The sequence below is a fragment of the Acinetobacter sp. AOR01_HL genome, from assembly GCF_027855455.1.
Classification (GTDB): Bacteria; Pseudomonadota; Gammaproteobacteria; order Pseudomonadales; family Moraxellaceae; genus Acinetobacter; species Acinetobacter baumannii.
The window spans coordinates 89658-107380 of the sequence record NZ_JAKTIM010000050.1; the positions used below are offsets into that span (position 1 = coordinate 89658).

Consider the following 17723-nt stretch of genomic DNA (forward strand, 5'->3'; position numbering starts at 1 on the left):
TCGTGTCTTACTTGCTATGAATTGATATTAAAGTTTCAGCCATTTCATGTCATGTAGAGTCCTGTGCGCTCTATGTAAGGCTTTATATGTTTGTGTAAGTTTCACGTAAAAAAAGGCAGGTCTATGTATATAAACCTGCCTTTTTAAAATGATGGGCTTGGAATAAACCTGTTATTCTGGTTTCCAGCCTTCCGCTTTTTCAACGCTCTCATCATTATTGAAGAACTTCTCACGTTGCTCTTCAAGGAATTTTTTCGCTTCTGGTTCAAACACGTTTAAACGCTTTTCATTAATTAGCGTAGTTTGGTGCTGTAACCATTCTTGCCATGCTTGCTTAGAAACATTTTCAAAAAATTCCTGACCTTTAGCACCCGGAAATGGAGCGAAGTCCAATCCTTCCATTTCCTTTTGGTATTTACGGCAAAATACTTGTCGACTCATTTTGTATCCTTAAGCGTATAACTGTTCTAGACGTTTATGGGCACGTGCAATCGCAGCTTCAACCTGTTTTGGTGAAGTTCCGCCAATATGATCACGCGCATTTACCGAAGCTTCTAGTGTCAAAGCTTTATCAAATACATCTGCTGTAATTAGGTCAGAGAATTGTTGTAATTGCTCAAGTGTTAACTCAGATAAATCTTTTTCTTCAGCAACACCTAATGCAACAGCTTTACCTACAATTTCATGCGCATCACGGAACGCAACGCCTTTTTTCACTAGATAGTCAGCAAGGTCAGTTGCTGTAGAGAATCCGCGAAGAGCAGCTTCACGCATGATTTCAACATTTGGAACCAACGCAGGGATCATGTCAGCAAACGCCATGAGTGAACCACGAACGGTATCAATGGCATCAAATAAAGGTTCTTTATCTTCTTGGTTGTCTTTGTTGTACGCCAGTGGTTGACCTTTCATAAGCGTAAGTAAGCTAATTAAGTCACCAAATACGCGGCCAGATTTACCACGGATGAGTTCTGGAACATCAGGGTTTTTCTTCTGCGGCATGATTGAAGAACCAGTACAGAAGCGATCAGGAATATTTACGAATTTAAACTGTGCAGAAGTCCAAAGAATAAGTTCTTCAGACATACGCGATAAATGCATCATGATTAAAGATGCTGCTGCATTAAATTCGATAGCAAAATCACGGTCAGATACAGCATCAAGAGAGTTTTCAGATACAGCTTCAAAGCCTAGTAACTCTGCTGTATAAGCACGATCAATCGGGTAAGTTGTACCAGCGAGAGCCGCAGACCCAAGTGGCATACGGTTAACACGCTTTCGGCAGTCTTGAAGACGTTCAGTATCACGAACTAACATTTCAAACCATGCCAACAAGTGATGGCCGAAAGTTACCGGTTGAGCTGTTTGTAAGTGTGTAAAGCCAGGCATAATAGTATTTACATTTTTGGCAGCCAAGCCCAACAAACCTTTTTGTAAACGCTCTAATAAGCCTAAAATGTCGTCAATTTCGTCGCGGAGATAAAGACGGATATCAGTTGCAACTTGGTCGTTACGGCTACGGCCAGTGTGAAGTTTTTTACCTGTAATACCGATACGTTGAGTCAAACGTGATTCAATGTTCATGTGAACATCTTCAAGATCGATACGCCATTCAAAAGTTCCAGCTTCAATTTCTGCACGAATGGTGCTTAAACCTTCAATAATGTCGTCTCGTTCTGCTTCTGTCAGTACGCCAACTTTCGCAAGCATGGTAGCATGCGCAATAGAACCAGCGATGTCTTGCTTATAAAAACGCTGGTCAAATTGAACAGAGGCGGTAAATTCGGCTACAAAAGCATCCGTCGCTTCAGAAAAACGACCACCCCACATACCTGAGGTTTGGTTTGGGGCTGCTGAATTAGGGGGATTTGAAGATGTGGTCATGGTGGCTCAGTAAAATAAAAAAGAGTATATCACTTGCCGAAGCTCAACAAACAAAGTTGTTTTCTACAGCATATCGAAATCAAAATTCCTCCTATTTTTTTACGAAAATTGATCGTTGGCAACATTTATTAGAATTAATTATCGCAAGTAATGTTTTAGCTCTGGTTTTAGCTTTGGCTGAAGCACAGTCTTGGCATGCATTAAACGGTTCACGTCTTTTACAATATATCGTTTTTATTAACTGGGTGATTTTATCTTTTTTTGCATTGGTTGAACATTTTCAGGATTTTTTTAGTCAGCTACAGCAAAAATATGCTTTGGTAATTGGCTTTGTTATGCTGCAAGCGATAGTTGTGGTAACCACGATAATAAGCAATTTTTTTCAGTTCGGAGTTTTGAAAAAAACATCTGTTATAGCGCAGGACTGGAGCATTTATTTTACTAATGTCCCTTTATATTTAAGTTATGGAATATTATTAGGGGCCTTTTGTCTGCGTTATTTATATGTTCGAGAACAATGGTTACACCAACAATATGCAGAATTAAATGCCCGTATTCAGGCAATGCAGGCTCGCATTCATCCTCATTTTTTATTTAATAGTCTAAATAATGTGGTGAGTTTAATAACGATAGATCCAGATAAAGCAGAAAGTATGTTAATTAGCCTGTCACGACTGTTTAGGGCGAGTTTTCAAGAATTAAAATTAGTGAGCTTGCATGAAGAAATTGAGCTTAGTAAACAATATTTAATGATTGAGCAAATACGTTTGGGCGAGCGTTTAAAAGTCGAATGGAAAGTGGAAATTGAACCTTTGCAATTAAAACAGGTCACTATTCCTTTATTGACATTACAACCTTTATTAGAGAATAGTATTTTTCATGGGGTAGAGCCAATGATGGGTAAAGCAACCATTGGGGTATTGGTTGAAATATTGCAAAATCAGGTCAGTATAGTCATTACCAACCCTTATACACACGATACAATAAATTCACGGAAAGGGCATGGAATCGCTCTTGAAAATGTTAAACAGCGCTTAAAAGCGTATTATGGGAATTCAGTGAGATTCCAGGTATATAAGGGTGAGGCTTTATATACCACTATTATGAGCTATCAATACCAATCAAAATAATAAGTCAGTCAGAGTTAACCATAAAAAAATGGACCAAGTTAACGGTGACAAGGAGGATGAATGAAGGTGCTAATTTGTGATGACGAACCACTTGCAGTGGAACGATTGTCACGTTTAGTTTCAAAGATGGGACATGAGGTTGTCGCAACAGCTCATCATGGCCAAGATGCCTTGGAACAGGCACGGCTTCATCACCCAGATGTGATTTTACTTGATATCCAGATGCCGGGTATGAATGGTCTCGTCTGTGCGGAGCAATTAAGCCAACTTAATCCTCGACCTGCCATAGTGTTTTGCACAGCTTATGATCAGCATGCATTGGAGGCATTTAAGTCACAAGCACAAGCTTATCTTCTTAAGCCCATTGATCCTCAAGAGCTGGAGCAGACATTTAAGCAATTAACCCAGCTAACGCAAGCGCAGCTCAGCGCTTTGCCTAAACCTGAGCTTTTACAGGATTTAAAAACACAACGTCATCAAATTGCTGCTAAAACCTATCGTGGGGTTGAGCTAATTCCTGTTGAAAATATCTATTACTTTTTAGCAGATCAGAAATATGTCACGGTACGTCATAAAAATGGCAGCGTATTGATTGACGAAACACTTAAAGAACTTGAAACTGAGTTCGCAGATCAGTTCATCCGTATTCACCGTAATGCATTGGTCTCGATTGCTTATTTAGATGGTTTAGAGCTAGTAAGTTCGGGCCAATATCAGGTTCGCTTACGTGGCTTAGATGAAAGACTTTCCGTAAGCCGCCGTCATTTATCTACCCTTAGAGAACGGATACACCAACTTTAACCTGTATTCATCTTATTTTTGCTTGTGAGATTTTACTTGCAATTTTAAGGGATCAAGTTAAGTTTAGGGTGTATTGTTTGACCAGCCCATACTTGAATTTATGAAAACCTTGAAAATTGCTACACGACAAAGCCCACTTGCTCTTTGGCAGGCAGAACATATTCGTGCCCGTTTACAGGAGCTTCACCCAGATTTAACGGTGGAGTTGGTTAAGTTTGTCACGCAAGGCGATAAAATTTTAGATACACCTTTAGCAAAAATTGGTGGCAAAGGGTTGTTCGTTAAAGAATTGGAAGCAGCACTTTTAGATGGTCGTGCGGACCTTGCTGTACATTCAATGAAAGATGTTCCGATGGCATTACCAGAAGGTTTAACTTTGGCCGTAATTTGCGAACGTGAAGATCCGTTAGATGCTTTTGTTTCGAATCAATTTGAAAAATTTGCTGATTTGCCGCAAGGAGCAAAAGTTGGCACCTCAAGTTTACGTCGTAAATCACAAATTTTAAAACAACGTCCAGATCTACAAATTATTGATTTACGTGGTAATGTCGGTACCCGCTTAGCGAAGCTAGACGATGGTCAATATGATGCTATTATCTTGGCGAGTGCTGGTTTAAAACGTTTAGGATTGGCAGAACGCATTCGCCACTGTATCGAGCCAAGTGTAAGTTTGCCTGCGGTGGGACAGGGCGCTCTTGGTTTGGAATGCCGTGCAGATGACCAAGAAGTGTTGGCTTTAATTCAGCCACTTCTACACCCAGAGACAGATGTATGTGTACGTGCTGAGCGAGCATTCAATGCTTATCTTGAAGGTGGTTGTCAGGTGCCGATTGCAGGTTATGCAACATTACAAGATGGAAAAATTCATATTGAAGGCCGTGTAGGTAGTGTTGATGGGCAAACATTATTACGGGCTGAGCTTACAGATGAAGCGAATAATGCTCAGCAATTAGGTGAAAACCTTGCTCGGAACTTACTTGATCAAGGCGCTGGTGATTTATTAAAGGCCCTTTACTAACGCTATGTTGTTTATTAATACCCGACCTGATTCGCGTGCGGCTGAATTAACTCATGCTTTGCAGAAGAAGGGGTTTCAGGTCGAGTCTTTACCTCTTTTAGAACTGGTTGCTCAACCTTTTTCAGAATCACTCTCTCAACTCTATCAGCAGTTAACTGGTGCACAAGCGATTGTAGTGGTTAGTCCTACTGCTGTTGATGTGGGGATGCAGTATTTAACACAAAGTGGTTTAAAAATAGATGAGCTAAAACATATTCAATGGATTGCGGTGGGACAGGCGACGGCTAATCGTCTTCACGACTATGGGATTGAAGCGCATGTTCCTGAGGTTGAAACTTCCGAGGGAATGCTTAACTTGCCTCTTCTTCATCGTATGCAAAAATCAGGTAGCGTGGCTTTTTGGAGAGGTGAAGGCGGCCGTCAATTTATGATGGAAACTTTGCAACAGCAAGGAATTCAGATTTTAAATTTTGTTCTATATCGCAGGCAGTGTCCGCAAGCTTCATATTCGACATTCAAACATCTGACACAGAATTCAAATTATAATTTAGATAAATGGCTCGTCTTAATTACCAGTGAGGCGAGCTGGAAATACTGGTTAGAGCTTTGTTTAAAAAATAAGGCACAACCTGATTGCGTATATTTAGTTTTAGGACCACGCCTTTTTCAACTTGTTAAAGACTATCGCGATCAGCAACAAGCTCATTTTCACATTATTCAACTTGAAAATTTATCGCCTTCGGGGATGATTCATCACATTCAGGCATTATAAGGATTCGTATGAGAAAACTTGTTTCTATCATCATTTTGCTGGGCATCGCTTGGGTGGCTAAGCTCAGCTACGATATGTGGCAAATTTCTCGTACCGTCCCTGAACTTCAGCAAACCTTGCTGCAATCTGAACAGCAATATGCCAATTTGAATGATCAATTGGTTGCTTTGCAAAGACAAATTCAAAATCAACCAAGTCATAATTCTAAAACAACGCCTTTAGCAACGACTGAAGTTGTTCAAACCGGAATTGCACCGACCGTATTAATTAAACAAAAATTAGAGTTAATCCAGTTTGCAATTGACCAACAGCAATTTATTTATGCTGTAGATCATCTAACCCAACTACAGCAAACCCTACCACAATATGGAATTGCTCCTGCATTACAACACAGCTTAAATCAGGCTCTTGAGCAAGATAAGCAGGCTATTCAACAGTTTGTACTTGCTCAAAATCAGCGACATCAACTCATTGATGATTTACTCCAGAATATTGATAAAAATATTCAACAAGCTTTAAAGCAGCCTAAATTTGAGATGGACCAATCCGAGGCTGTGTCATGGTGGAAAAAATGGTTCCGTATTGAGAAAGTAGAAACGCCATCTATTAATTTAATGAACCGAAGTGTAGTGCTTAAAGAAGTGCAATTAAGGCTATTAATTGCTGAGCAAGCTTTAAACCAAGGAAAAATGGCTGAATATCAAAATGAGTTGCAGACAGTAATGCAAAAACTAAATGAATTACCCGATGCGACTAGCCAACAACTCAAAAACCGTATTGCTAAAGTGGCACATTTATCTGTAGTGCCTGTTCCTAAATTATCGACACTTGGTCTAATCGGCTCATAAGGAGGACACATGAAGCATCTCCTGTGGGTTTACTTTTTAATTAGCTTAGTCCTTTTCGCAGCCTTGGCTTTATTCAGTTATGGCTATGGTATGGGATATGTTTATATTTACTGGCGGCAATTGCAATTGCAAACAAATGTATGGGGATTAGTCTTTACGTTTGTTGTGATGAGCTTTATTGCTCAGGTGATATGGCTCTGGATTAAGCGTTATTCTTCTCGGGAACAAAGAAAGAGAGAGAATATTTTTCAGTTTAAAAACCTTCATCCGTATGAACAATTAGGTATTGTCTGGTTATTAGAGGCTGCTGAAGATCAACGGGTATTTATCGAACGTGTTTTTACTCAATCAGGCCTTCTAAAAAATATTATTGATGCCAAATTTCTAGTTTTAAGTGGAGATTACCAAAAAGCTTTAGAGGCCTTGGATCAATCCCCACCAATGGCTTTTGAGTTAGCAGAATTACAGCGTATTGAAATATTCTTGGCACAAAACGAAGCTGAACGTGCCTTAACCCATCTTGAGTTTTTATATCAGCATCAGTTATCGCCATGGCTTGAAGAGATTGAGACAGCATATCAACAACGTTTAACGGCGCTTTGGGGGCAGCTTGCTTTACAACAACCATGGGTATACTTGCGTTCTATGAAATATGGTTTGTTGGACGCTGAACATCGTGATTTATGGCTACAACAACTTCTTCAACAGTTTGATCAAGCTTCAATTGATGATTTACAAGCATTGCAACAGCGCTATCTAGATTTAGAGTCAGAAATTCAAACCAGACCTTATAGCAGTAAATTGTTATGGTTAAAACTTTTGGCCCGTATGCCAGAAATGAGTATTCAGCATGAAGCATTAACCTTGCATTTACTCAAAGAGCAATTCGATCCGGACGTATTTTACTTATGGTTTCAGCAACAATTGCTTAAGCAGGTTCCTGACTATGCCGATGTTGAAGAAAAGATTAATCAATTTGAATCTCAATATATGAATTTGCCAGTTTTAACATTTGCAAAATGGCATGTTTACATGGCAACAGGTCGTCAAGCTGAAGCAGAAATATTATTAAGTTTATACCCTGATAATATTTTAATGAGCTATTTACGTATTAAATCAACCTTAAAAGAAGATGATGAGTTAATCAAACAGTTAAACCTAATCTTTGAAAATGATGCGAATTTTTTAAAATTTAAAATCTGAGGTAAAAATGAAAGAACTGTCTGTCTACCCTGTAATATACGACCAGAAAGTAGCATGGGGAGATATGGATGCTTTTGGCCATGTCAATAATGTGCAATATTATAGATATATTGAAAGCTCACGTATTTTATATATGGAAAATGTAAATATATTAACTCCAAATATATATACTGTTGTTGCTTCAAGTCAGTGCAAATATTTAAAACCTGTGTTTTATCCAGATGTATTGAAAGTAGGGGTTCGTGTAGAAGAGTTACGTAAGAGCGCGTTCCGTATGGCTTATATATTATGGAGTGAATCGCAGCAGCAAATCGTTGCTACAGGTGAAGCAGTTATGGTTTGTGTGAATAAAATGACAGGATTAAAATGTGAAATACCAAGTGAAGTAAAAAGTAAAATTATTGAATTAGAAAAATCAGTTGGGCATGATTTAATACATTTAGCTTAAATAAATATTAAGAAAATATATTACAATTATAATTGCTAATGTAATTAAAAAGTAAATTTATAGCGTTATTCTGATGAACTTGACTTTCAAACTATTGCTTATTGAATAGAATATAAATATGATTGGTTATGATTTAATGTTTTTAAATTTTGTCTGTATTATTTGAATTGTCAGTAAGACTGGAGTATTTATTAATGAAACCGGATATTAGTGAATTATCTGTTGAAGAGTTAAAACGCTTACAAGAAGAAGCAGAAGCTTTAATTGCAAGCAAAAAAGATCAAGCAATCGAAGATGCTTATAATCAAATTATCGAAATTGCTGAAAATGTAGGTTTTAGTGTTGAACAGCTTCTAGAATTTGGCGCTCAAAAACGTAAGAAAACAACACGTAAATCTGTAGAACCACGTTACCGTAACAAAAACAATGCTGAAGAGACTTGGACTGGTCGCGGTAAACAACCACGTTGGTTAGTTGCTGAAATTGAAAAAGGTGCAAAACTTGAAGATTTCTTAATCTAATTGTATTGCCTCTTAAAAAGCCAAGCGATTCTGCTTGGCTTTTTTATTTTTAAAAAGAATTAAAAAAATTTTATTTTAAATATGAATATTCAATAAGGTGCTTGAGTTGCTAATTAAGAGCATTGTTGAGACTAAATTTTCATTTAGCAAGATCAATCGTAAATTTCATGATTTTGTCATACGTTCAACTTATAGTCTTTAGCGAGACGCCAAGCCCGATTGCTTGGTTTTTTTATATGAAGTGAATTGGCGATGTTGAAAAAGTATGCATAATGTCAGACTAGAGAGGAACTCTCATATAAGGATGATAATTTGCATGTTGGTAAGGCTGAATGAAGAAAAAGTCTAAGCAATGGAAGTGGTGGTTTTTTGCCCTCATTGCATTTTTAATTTTTATTATTTTACAGATTCCGGCGACTTGGCTTATCTCTAAATTTTCAAAGAATAATCAAACTGTCCATAATGTAAGTGGCAACATCTGGCAGGGGCAGGCAGACTGGCACCGTGGAACGTTACGAGGCACTATCCACTGGAAAACGAGACCGCTAGACTTACTTTTATTACGCTTTGCTGCAAATGTTGATATTCATAGTGGTAATACGCAATTAACGGGGATTATGGCGTATGGTTTTGGAAAAAAAGTTATTGTAAGGGATATGAATGGCCAGATTGCTCCAGAAACACTGAAGCAAATTGTAAATTGGCAATGGCCTGTAAACAGTATTCAACTTAAAGATATCCAATTTAATTATAAAAAAGAGCAAGGCTTTGCGGCAGTTGATGGGCAATTGCATTGGGGTGGTGGGGCGCTCATTTATAATATTGGTGATCGTCAAGATCGTATGAATATGCCTTCTTTAAGTGGGCAGTTGACTGACCAGAACGGACAACTACAAGTGGACATCCGTGATCAGCGTAATCAAAAAATGGCCAATCTTTTACTAGATGCCAATATGATGCTGGATGTTCAGCTCACACAGCGTTTATTACTCAATGTTCCATCATATGACGGTAAAGCCGGTTTGGATACTTTTGTCATTAGTTCTCGCCAACCATTATTACAAGGTGGCAACTAATGAAAGTATGGATTGATAAATTACAGCAATTGCAATGGCAAAAATTAGATCGACTGAGTGTAGTGGTCCTTGCCATTTTAATTTTGTGGTTATGTTGGAAACTCGCTTCATTTTTTTGGTTGGTGATTGCGCCTCCTCAACTGATGCAATTTGATCGGGTAGAACTCGGTTCTCAACAACCACAAATACCAAATATTAGTACTTTTTCACTTTTTAACGAACCTTCTGCCAATGCGGCTCAAGAAAGCGTGAATTTAGAATTGCAGGGTGTAATGGTCGGCTATCCAAACCGGTTTTCCTCTGCTGTTATTAAAATTGATAATACTGCTGAGCGTTATCGAGTTGGTGAAACCATTGGTTCAACTTCTTACCAATTGGCAGAGGTGTATTGGGATCATGTTGTGTTGAGTCAAGGAAATGGCAGTACCCGTGAACTTCAGTTCAAAGGTTTGCCAAATGGTTTATATCAACCGATGACTCCGGATGCTTCACAACAAAGTGCTACACCGTCTCAACCTACAGAGCCTATGAATACGGCCCAACAGGCATTGGGACAAGCGATCCAGCAGATGCAAGGTAACCGAGAGCAATACCTCCGAGATATGGGGGTAAGTGGTAACTCAGGTGAAGGCTATGAAGTTACAGAACGTACACCGACTGCACTTAGAAATAAGTTAGGTTTAAGACCTGGCGATCGAATTGTCTCTTTGAATGGTCAAACGGTTGGGCAAGGGCAAACGGATGTGCAATTACTTGAGCAGGCTCGTCGAGCAGGGCAAGTAAAAATAGAAATAAAACGTGGTGATCAAGTGATGACCATACAACAAAATTTTTAGTGATAACACGTCACCATAAGAGTTAGGAAATATCGCGAGTTATGGCTTTATTGAATCATCAACGTCCACTTTGGGCATTACTTGCAGCAGCCCCATTGATTGCGACAGTAAGTAGCAGTGCCTATGCCCAAACATGGAAGATCAATTTACGTGATGCTGACTTAACTGCCTTTATTAATGAAGTTGCAGACATTACAGGAAAGAACTTCGCTGTAGATCCGAGAGTACGTGGTAATGTCACGGTTATTTCTAATAAACCATTAAATAAAGATGAAGTTTATGACCTATTTCTTGGGGTCTTAAATGTAAACGGGGTGGTTGCTATTCCGTCTGGTAATACCATTAAGCTTGTACCGGATAGCAATGTTAAAAACTCGGGAATTCCTTATGATTCTAGAAATAGGGTTCGTGGTGATCAAATCGTTACACGTGTGATTTGGCTGGAAAATACTAATCCAAATGACTTAATTCCAGCACTTCGTCCCTTAATGCCGCAATTTGCACATATGGCGGCAATTGCAGGAACCAATGCACTTATTGTTTCTGATAGAGCGGCGAATATTTATCAACTTGAAAATATTATTCGTAACTTGGATGGAACTGGGCAAAATGATATTGAAGCGATCACGCTTCAGTCGAGCCAAGCAGAAGAAATTATTACCCAGCTTGAAGCGATGAGCGCAACAGGTGCATCTAAAGATTTTAGCGGTGCCCGTATTCGTATTATTGCTGATAATCGGACAAACCGTATTTTAATAAAAGGTGATCCGCAAACACGTAAACGTATTCGTCATATGATTGAGATGCTGGATGTACCTTCGGCAGATCGTTTAGGTGGCTTAAAAGTTTTCCGTTTGAAGTATGCCAGTGCTAAAAACTTGTCTGAAATTTTGCAAGGCTTAGTCACAGGACAGGCAGTATCTTCATCGAATAATAGTAATAATTCATCTAACTCATCGAATCCGATTAATAGTTTAATTGGTAATAACCAGAATTCTGGTTCAAATACATCGGGTTCAAGTGGTACCTCAATTTCAACTCCTGCAATTAACCTAAACGGTAATTCGAACAGTAGTAATCAGAACAATATCACCAGCTTTAATCAAAACGGTGTGAGTATTATTGCAGATAATGCTCAGAACTCATTGGTAGTTAAAGCTGATCCCCAATTAATGCGTGAAATTGAGTCTGCGATTCAGCAACTTGACGTTCGCCGTCAACAAGTACTCATCGAAGCTGCAATTATTGAAGTCTCTGGTAAAGATGCGGATCAGTTAGGGGTGCAATGGGCTCTTGGTGATATTAATAGTGGTATAGGCTTGATTAACTTTACAAATGCGGGTTCAAGTTTAGCTTCGCTGGCAGCTGGCTATTTAACAGGAGGAGCTGCTGGTTTGGGAAGCGCAATTGGTGCTGGTAGCTCAATCGCATTAGGAAAATATAAAGAAGGTGCAGATGGTTCTCGTCAACTTTATGGAGCCCTAATCCAAGCTTTAAAAGAGAATACAGCTTCTAATTTATTGTCTACTCCCTCTATTGTGACTATGGATAATGAGGAGGCTTATATTGTTGTAGGTCAAAATGTTCCATTTGTAACAGGTTCGGTCACTACCAATAGTACAGGTATTAATCCCTATACAACTGTGGAGCGTAAAGATGTCGGTGTAACATTAAAAGTCATTCCTCATATTGGTGAGAATGGTACAGTTCGCCTTGAAATTGAACAGGAAGTTTCAAATGTTCAAGCAAGTAAAGGACAAGCTGCGGACTTAATTACTAATAAACGTGCTATTAAAACGGCTGTATTAGCCGAACATGGCCAAACAGTAGTTTTAGGTGGTTTGGTTTCAGATGACGTTGAGTTTAACCGTCAGGGCATTCCTGGTTTAAGTAGTATTCCTTATTTAGGACGTTTATTCCGCTCAGATACTCGAAGCAATACTAAACGTAACCTTCTCGTTTTTATTCACCCAACAATTGTAGGCGATGCAAATGATGTACGCCGTTTATCTCAGCAGCGCTATAATCAACTTTATAGTTTGCAATTGGCTATGGATAAAAATGGCAACTTTGCAAAATTACCTGAGCAAGTTGATGATCTTTATAATCAAAAAATGACCCCACCGAGTATTGCCTCTAAGCCAAAAAATTACCAACAGGTTCCATCAGGTGGTAAAAGTTCGACCATAACTACGCCGGTAGCTGTAGAACCTACCGTCCAAAAGCAAACACTACAGTTGCCTGATCCTGAAATTAATCGTACTAAAAATACAGTAACAACAACGACACTGCGTCCAAGCACAGCGCCGTAGTAGCATGTTATGATTAATAAAAAATGAATAGGACATAGGCATGACTTGGAAATTACAAGCAATTACTGGTGAATTTACTGGCCAAGAAATTAATGTTGATCGTGATATGTTGGTGGGACGTCATCAAGATGCCGATTTATTACTACAGGCTGCTGAAATTTCACGACGCCATGCAGCATTGCTGTTAAAAGGTCAAGCGCTATGGGTGCAAGACCTTAATTCATCGAATGGTACGTTTGTAAACGATATTCGTATTGAGCAAGAAAAACAGTTGCATGATGGCGATATTGTTCAATTCGCAAGTTTAAAATTTTCAGTTTTCGCCCCTGCACAAGAAAATACGGATTTACCTGAAATTGAGGTAGAACCAGTACAAACTGCACCGACACAAGATTTAAGCGATCAAGGTATGCCAAGTATTGCGGAGCGTGCAGCGGAAACTGAAGTGAGTCGTGATGGAATGCCTCAGCGAGTTTCTGTGCCAAAACCAGCACCGATTCCTGAAGGGGTGGATATTCATGCTCAGCCAGAACAAACCCCTGTTGCTATTGAGGAGCCAGTTTCTCGGGTTACTGAAGAGAAAGAGCAGCAAAAGAATGCATCTATTGGTCTAGTGACCATTATTATTTTAGTGATTTTAGCTGTATTGGCGTGGTTATTCTTTAAATAATTCGTTGGTGCTTTTACAATCAAGGCATGCTAAACGCATGCCTTTTTAATTTTGAGTAGAAGAAAATGTCTGTTGCACAACTAAGTAAGCGCGATTTAATTTTATTTGATCTAGATGGAACGTTGGTTGACTCCGCTGCCGATTTATATCGGTCTATGAACTTAAGTCTGCAATCACTCAGTTGGCCATTGGTAACAGAAGCACAAATACGGGAATGGGTAGGTAAAGGGGCTTCAAAACTTTGTGAAAGTGTTCTGCTTCATATATTTGGAAAATTAGATGTTGAGCAACATAAAGTTTTATTACAGAAATTTGTAGAGGTATATGGTGCGGAGCTGTGTGTGAATACTCAAATTTACCCAGGTGTACCTGAGTTTTTAAAACATTGCCAAACTTTGAATATCAAAATGGCATGTGTGACTAATAAGCCTGTCAAACTTGCTCAAGGGTTACTGGATGCGCTAGAGCTTTCTTCTTATTTTCAAGTTGTACTTGGAGGAGATAGCTTACCTGAAAGAAAGCCGCACCCACTACCATTATTGCATTGCATGGAAAGCCTAAAAATATCTGCTTCACAATCATTGATGATTGGTGACTCAAGTAATGATATTGAAGCCGCACGCCGTGCTGGAATTGATTGTATTGTGGTTAGCTATGGCTATAATCATGGAGAGAATATCTATGATTGCCAACCTCAGCAAGTTGTTGATAGTCTTGCTGAGTTAATTGTCTAATGAAGAAAATGGAGATAAGAATGAATAAGCGTATGGTTTTTCGATGGCGTGTCTAAACCGAATCTAGAAAAACACACTTTTAAATCGAAACCATATTAGAGAAGATTCATGACAACATTAGCGCAATTCGAGCAACTTAAGGCTGCTGGTTACAATACCATTCCTGTTTATCGTCAACGTTTAGCGGATACAGAAACCCCATTATCTGTTTTTGCTCGTTTTAAGGATCAAACACAGGCTTACTTATTTGAGTCTGTTGAAGGGGGCGAAAACTGGGCGCGCTACTCTATGATTGGTTTAGGCGAATCAACAGTTTTTTCCTGTAACGCTGGCGTTTTATCTATACAACATGCTGACGGATCAGTAACACAGCAAAATTGTCTAGACCCATTCCAATATATCCGTGAATTCCAAAAACAATTTAAAGTTCCCGCGGCTAAACTCTTACCGGACTTACCAAGCTTTACGGGCGGTTTGGTGGGTTATTTGGGCTACGATGCTGTCCGCTATATCGAGCCACGTTTAAAGAATGTACCTACGGCTGATCCGATTGCGCTACCAGATTTATGGTTGATGCTCTCAAAGACAGTCATTGTTTTTGACAATCTTAAAGATACGCTATTTTTAATTGTGCATGCGGATACAGAGCAGAGTAATGCTTATGAAGACGCTCAGCAAAAATTAGATCAATTAGAACAGTTGTTGGCGACTCCAGTTAGTTTGCAAGCGCGACCACATACGCCCCCGCATTTTGAATCAATTACTGGTAAAGCAAAGTTCTTAGAGACGGTAGAGAAGGTTAAAGAATATATCCGTGCAGGCGATGTGATGCAGGTTGTACCTGGGCAGCGTATGGTTTCTGATTTTGATGGAGAAGCTTTACAGGTTTACCGTGCATTACGTCATTTAAATCCATCACCTTATCTATTCTTGGTTCAAGGACAAACGATTACTGATAAAAAACCATTTCATATTGTTGGTTCATCACCGGAAATTTTATCTCGTTTAGAAAATGGTATTGCTACAGTTCGACCTTTGGCAGGAACTAGACCGCGCGGTAAAACTAAAGAAGAAGATATAGCATTAGAAAAAGATTTGCTGTCTGATGAAAAGGAGATTGCTGAACATTTAATGCTGATTGATCTTGGGCGAAATGATGTAGGGCGCGTATCGAAAATAGGTAAAGTCCAAGTTACGGATCAAATGGTGATTGAGCGCTATTCACATGTCATGCATATTGTTTCAAATGTACAAGGTGAAGTGCGAGATGATATCGATGCACTTGATGTATTTAAAGCCACCTTTCCGGCAGGAACTTTATCAGGTGCCCCAAAAATTCGCGCAATGGAAATTATTGATGAAGTAGAGCCTGTGAAAAGGGGAGTTTTTGGCGGGGCTGTTGGTTATTTGGGATGGCATGGTGAAATGGATATGTCGATTGCAATCCGTACTTGTGTTATCCGTGACAAAAAGGTGTATGTACAGGCTGGTGCAGGGCTAGTTGCTGACTCAAATCCAGAATCTGAGTGGAATGAAACTCAAATAAAAGCTCGTGCAGTGATCAAAGCGGTTGAATTATCATCAAACGGATTGATTTTATGAGTTTTTAGCGGTTTTTTTAAAAAAACCGCTTGCATCGTTTGGAAGTTTTGCTAAACTGCACACCGTTCCGATACGAAACGTACGAAACACTAAGAAACGCCGGCATAGCTCAGTTGGTAGAGCAACTGACTTGTAATCAGTAGGTCCACAGTTCGAATCCGTGTGCCGGCACCATTTTAAAGTGTTAAGTTAATTGAGTAAAGAACGGCACTGTAGATAAGTGCGATATTGGTGAGATTCCCGAGCGGCCAAAGGGGGCAGACTGTAACTCTGTTGCGAAAGCTTCGAAGGTTCGAATCCTTCTCTCACCACCATCTCTAAACTTCGAGTGAAGTGGTTATTACCAACGTTGCGGGAGTAGCTCAGTTGGTAGAGCGGCAGCCTTCCAAGCTGCATGTCGCGAGTTCGATCCTCGTCTCCCGCTCCATCGAAGGATAGTCGCTCTTATAGCTCAGTGGTAGAGCACTCCCTTGGTAAGGGAGAGGTCTCGAGTTCAAATCTCGATAAGAGCTCCAGATATTAAAGTTTAATGTGGATTTCCACAAAGTTTTCAAAAAGCAGGCTATATAGTCTGCTTTTCAAGTATTAGGTGTCTAGTTTTTTTAGGCGATATGTCGATAAACTGAGTTAGCTCAGCGCCATTTGTAGGTGGTTCGACGTAAACGAGGAAGATCATCATGGCTAAAGCCAAGTTTGAACGTAATAAACCACACGTAAACGTGGGTACAATCGGTCACGTTGACCATGGTAAAACAACTTTAACTGCTGCGATTGCAACAATTTGTGCAAAAACTTACGGCGGTGAAGCGAAAGATTACTCACAAATCGACTCAGCACCTGAAGAAAAAGCACGTGGTATTACAATTAATACATCACACGTAGAATACGATTCTCCAACTCGTCACTACGCACACGTTGACTGCCCAGGCCACGCCGACTACGTTAAAAACATGATCACTGGTGCTGCTCAGATGGACGGCGCGATCCTTGTATGTGCTGCAACTGACGGTCCAATGCCACAAACTCGTGAGCACATCCTTCTTTCTCGTCAGGTAGGTGTACCTTACATCATCGTATTCTTAAACAAATGCGACCTTGTTGATGACGAAGAATTACTTGAATTAGTAGAAATGGAAGTACGTGAACTTCTTTCTACTTATGACTTCCCAGGTGATGACACTCCAGTAATCCGTGGTTCAGCTCTTGCAGCGCTTAACGGTGAAGCTGGTCCTTACGGTGAAGAATCAGTTCTTGCTCTTGTAGCAGCACTTGACTCTTACATCCCAGAGCCAGAGCGTGCAATCGACAAAGCATTCTTGATGCCAATCGAAGACGTATTCTCAATTTCTGGTCGTGGTACAGTAGTAACAGGCCGTGTTGAAGCTGGTATCATCAAAGTTGGTGAAGAAGTAGAGATCGTTGGTATTAAAGATACAGTTAAAACAACTGTAACTGGCGTAGAAATGTTCCGTAAACTTCTTGACGAAGGCCGTGCAGGTGAGAACTGTGGTATCTTACTTCGTGGTACTAAGCGTGAAGAAGTACAACGTGGTCAAGTACTTGCTAAACCAGGTACAATCAAGCCGCACACTAAATTCGACGCAGAAGTATACGTACTTTCTAAAGAAGAAGGTGGTCGTCACACTCCATTCTTAAATGGTTACCGTCCACAGTTCTACTTCCGTACAACTGACGTAACTGGTGCGATCCAGTTGAAAGAAGGCGTTGAAATGGTAATGCCAGGTGACAACGTTGAAATGTCAGTAGAATTAATCCACCCAATCGCAATGGACCCAGGTCTACGTTTTGCGATCCGTGAAGGTGGTCGTACTGTAGGTGCTGGTGTTGTTGCTAAAGTAACTGCATAA

General features: G+C 39.7%; 17 protein-coding genes and 4 tRNA genes. 19 read left to right on the forward strand and 2 right to left on the reverse strand.

Annotated elements, in window-relative coordinates; translation table 11 throughout:
- Window positions 1-171: 171 nt before the first annotated feature.
- Together MKL62_RS15315 and argH are read right to left on the reverse strand one after the other, a co-directional pair.
- A complete protein-coding gene (locus tag MKL62_RS15315) occupies window positions 172-441 on the reverse strand; it encodes an oxidative damage protection protein (protein WP_000089996.1) in 270 nt (89 codons plus the stop codon).
- A gap of 9 nt (window positions 442-450) precedes the next feature.
- Window positions 451-1884 carry an argininosuccinate lyase gene (gene argH, locus MKL62_RS15320; protein ID WP_000213740.1) on the reverse strand — a complete coding sequence of 478 codons (1434 nt, stop codon included), beginning with the start codon at window positions 1882-1884 and terminating at the stop codon, window positions 451-453.
- On the opposite strand from argH, the gene MKL62_RS15325 reads away from it, so the two are divergent.
- From MKL62_RS15325 to tuf, 19 genes are all read left to right on the forward strand, one after another.
- A complete protein-coding gene (locus tag MKL62_RS15325) occupies window positions 1875-3014 on the forward strand; it encodes a sensor histidine kinase (RefSeq protein ID WP_000269799.1) in 1140 nt (379 codons plus the stop codon). The genes argH and MKL62_RS15325 overlap by 10 nt on opposite strands.
- 60 nt (window positions 3015-3074) lie before the next feature.
- On the forward strand, window positions 3075-3815 hold the full coding sequence (locus tag MKL62_RS15330) for a LytR/AlgR family response regulator transcription factor (protein ID WP_000865993.1): 741 nt from the start codon (window positions 3075-3077) through the stop codon (window positions 3813-3815).
- A gap of 100 nt (window positions 3816-3915) precedes the next feature.
- On the forward strand, window positions 3916-4833 hold the full coding sequence (gene hemC / locus MKL62_RS15335) for a hydroxymethylbilane synthase (RefSeq protein ID WP_002159654.1): 918 nt from the start codon (window positions 3916-3918) through the stop codon (window positions 4831-4833).
- A gap of 4 nt (window positions 4834-4837) precedes the next feature.
- Window positions 4838-5605 (forward strand): uroporphyrinogen-III synthase, encoded by a 768-nt coding sequence (locus MKL62_RS15340; protein WP_000897410.1) that lies wholly within the window; start codon window positions 4838-4840, stop codon window positions 5603-5605.
- Window positions 5606-5613: 8 nt separating this feature from the next.
- Entirely contained in the window at window positions 5614-6453 is an 840-nt protein-coding gene (locus tag MKL62_RS15345; protein WP_005129863.1) for a hypothetical protein, read from the forward strand.
- A 9-nt stretch (window positions 6454-6462) separates the two neighbouring features.
- A complete protein-coding gene (locus tag MKL62_RS15350; protein ID WP_000681777.1) occupies window positions 6463-7656 on the forward strand; it encodes a hypothetical protein in 1194 nt (397 codons plus the stop codon).
- A gap of 7 nt (window positions 7657-7663) precedes the next feature.
- A complete protein-coding gene (locus MKL62_RS15355) occupies window positions 7664-8104 on the forward strand; it encodes an acyl-CoA thioesterase (RefSeq protein ID WP_000661569.1) in 441 nt (146 codons plus the stop codon).
- Window positions 8105-8298: 194 nt separating this feature from the next.
- Window positions 8299-8625 carry an H-NS histone family protein gene (locus MKL62_RS15360; protein WP_000801427.1) on the forward strand — a complete coding sequence of 109 codons (327 nt, stop codon included), beginning with the start codon at window positions 8299-8301 and terminating at the stop codon, window positions 8623-8625.
- A gap of 332 nt (window positions 8626-8957) precedes the next feature.
- Window positions 8958-9701 (forward strand): type II secretion system protein N, encoded by a 744-nt coding sequence (gene gspN, locus MKL62_RS15365; RefSeq protein ID WP_005129860.1) that lies wholly within the window; start codon window positions 8958-8960, stop codon window positions 9699-9701.
- Window positions 9701-10537, forward strand: coding sequence for a type II secretion system protein N (locus tag MKL62_RS15370; protein ID WP_000870031.1), 837 nt, complete (start codon window positions 9701-9703; stop codon window positions 10535-10537). The genes gspN and MKL62_RS15370 overlap by 1 nt, the downstream gene beginning before the upstream one ends.
- A gap of 41 nt (window positions 10538-10578) precedes the next feature.
- A complete protein-coding gene (gene gspD, locus MKL62_RS15375; protein WP_001196432.1) occupies window positions 10579-12849 on the forward strand; it encodes a type II secretion system secretin GspD in 2271 nt (756 codons plus the stop codon).
- Window positions 12850-12889: 40 nt separating this feature from the next.
- On the forward strand, window positions 12890-13519 hold the full coding sequence (locus tag MKL62_RS15380) for an FHA domain-containing protein (RefSeq protein ID WP_004748515.1): 630 nt from the start codon (window positions 12890-12892) through the stop codon (window positions 13517-13519).
- 65 nt (window positions 13520-13584) lie between these two features.
- Window positions 13585-14253, forward strand: a complete 669-nt coding sequence (locus MKL62_RS15385; protein ID WP_000109463.1) for a phosphoglycolate phosphatase — start codon at window positions 13585-13587, stop codon at window positions 14251-14253.
- A 108-nt stretch (window positions 14254-14361) separates the two neighbouring features.
- Entirely contained in the window at window positions 14362-15855 is a 1494-nt protein-coding gene (trpE, locus tag MKL62_RS15390; protein ID WP_000209085.1) for an anthranilate synthase component I, read from the forward strand.
- 98 nt (window positions 15856-15953) lie between these two features.
- A tRNA-Thr gene (locus tag MKL62_RS15395) sits at window positions 15954-16029 on the forward strand.
- A gap of 56 nt (window positions 16030-16085) precedes the next feature.
- Window positions 16086-16169: transfer RNA gene (locus MKL62_RS15400), tRNA-Tyr, on the forward strand.
- A 37-nt stretch (window positions 16170-16206) separates the two neighbouring features.
- Window positions 16207-16282 (forward strand) — tRNA-Gly (locus MKL62_RS15405).
- A gap of 13 nt (window positions 16283-16295) precedes the next feature.
- Window positions 16296-16370: transfer RNA gene (locus tag MKL62_RS15410), tRNA-Thr, on the forward strand.
- A gap of 162 nt (window positions 16371-16532) precedes the next feature.
- On the forward strand, window positions 16533-17723 hold the full coding sequence (gene tuf, locus MKL62_RS15415) for an elongation factor Tu (protein ID WP_001029610.1): 1191 nt from the start codon (window positions 16533-16535) through the stop codon (window positions 17721-17723).

What these genes read in the sequence shown, in the direction of transcription:
- MKL62_RS15315 (WP_000089996.1), bottom strand. Translation starts at nt 441, where the DNA reads ATGAGTCGACAAGTATTTTGCCGTAAATACCAAAAGGAAATGGAAGGA.
- MKL62_RS15325 (WP_000269799.1), top strand. Translation starts at nt 1,875, where the DNA reads ATGTGGTCATGGTGGCTCAGTAAAATAAAAAAGAGTATATCACTTGCC.
- argH (WP_000213740.1), bottom strand. Translation starts at nt 1,884, where the DNA reads ATGACCACATCTTCAAATCCCCCTAATTCAGCAGCCCCAAACCAAACC.
- MKL62_RS15330 (WP_000865993.1), top strand. Translation starts at nt 3,075, where the DNA reads ATGAAGGTGCTAATTTGTGATGACGAACCACTTGCAGTGGAACGATTG.
- hemC (WP_002159654.1), top strand. Translation starts at nt 3,916, where the DNA reads ATGAAAACCTTGAAAATTGCTACACGACAAAGCCCACTTGCTCTTTGG.
- MKL62_RS15340 (WP_000897410.1), top strand. Translation starts at nt 4,838, where the DNA reads ATGTTGTTTATTAATACCCGACCTGATTCGCGTGCGGCTGAATTAACT.
- MKL62_RS15345 (WP_005129863.1), top strand. Translation starts at nt 5,614, where the DNA reads ATGAGAAAACTTGTTTCTATCATCATTTTGCTGGGCATCGCTTGGGTG.
- MKL62_RS15350 (WP_000681777.1), top strand. Translation starts at nt 6,463, where the DNA reads ATGAAGCATCTCCTGTGGGTTTACTTTTTAATTAGCTTAGTCCTTTTC.
- MKL62_RS15355 (WP_000661569.1), top strand. Translation starts at nt 7,664, where the DNA reads ATGAAAGAACTGTCTGTCTACCCTGTAATATACGACCAGAAAGTAGCA.
- MKL62_RS15360 (WP_000801427.1), top strand. Translation starts at nt 8,299, where the DNA reads ATGAAACCGGATATTAGTGAATTATCTGTTGAAGAGTTAAAACGCTTA.
- gspN (WP_005129860.1), top strand. Translation starts at nt 8,958, where the DNA reads ATGAAGAAAAAGTCTAAGCAATGGAAGTGGTGGTTTTTTGCCCTCATT.
- MKL62_RS15370 (WP_000870031.1), top strand. Translation starts at nt 9,701, where the DNA reads ATGAAAGTATGGATTGATAAATTACAGCAATTGCAATGGCAAAAATTA.
- gspD (WP_001196432.1), top strand. Translation starts at nt 10,579, where the DNA reads ATGGCTTTATTGAATCATCAACGTCCACTTTGGGCATTACTTGCAGCA.
- MKL62_RS15380 (WP_004748515.1), top strand. Translation starts at nt 12,890, where the DNA reads ATGACTTGGAAATTACAAGCAATTACTGGTGAATTTACTGGCCAAGAA.
- MKL62_RS15385 (WP_000109463.1), top strand. Translation starts at nt 13,585, where the DNA reads ATGTCTGTTGCACAACTAAGTAAGCGCGATTTAATTTTATTTGATCTA.
- trpE (WP_000209085.1), top strand. Translation starts at nt 14,362, where the DNA reads ATGACAACATTAGCGCAATTCGAGCAACTTAAGGCTGCTGGTTACAAT.
- tuf (WP_001029610.1), top strand. Translation starts at nt 16,533, where the DNA reads ATGGCTAAAGCCAAGTTTGAACGTAATAAACCACACGTAAACGTGGGT.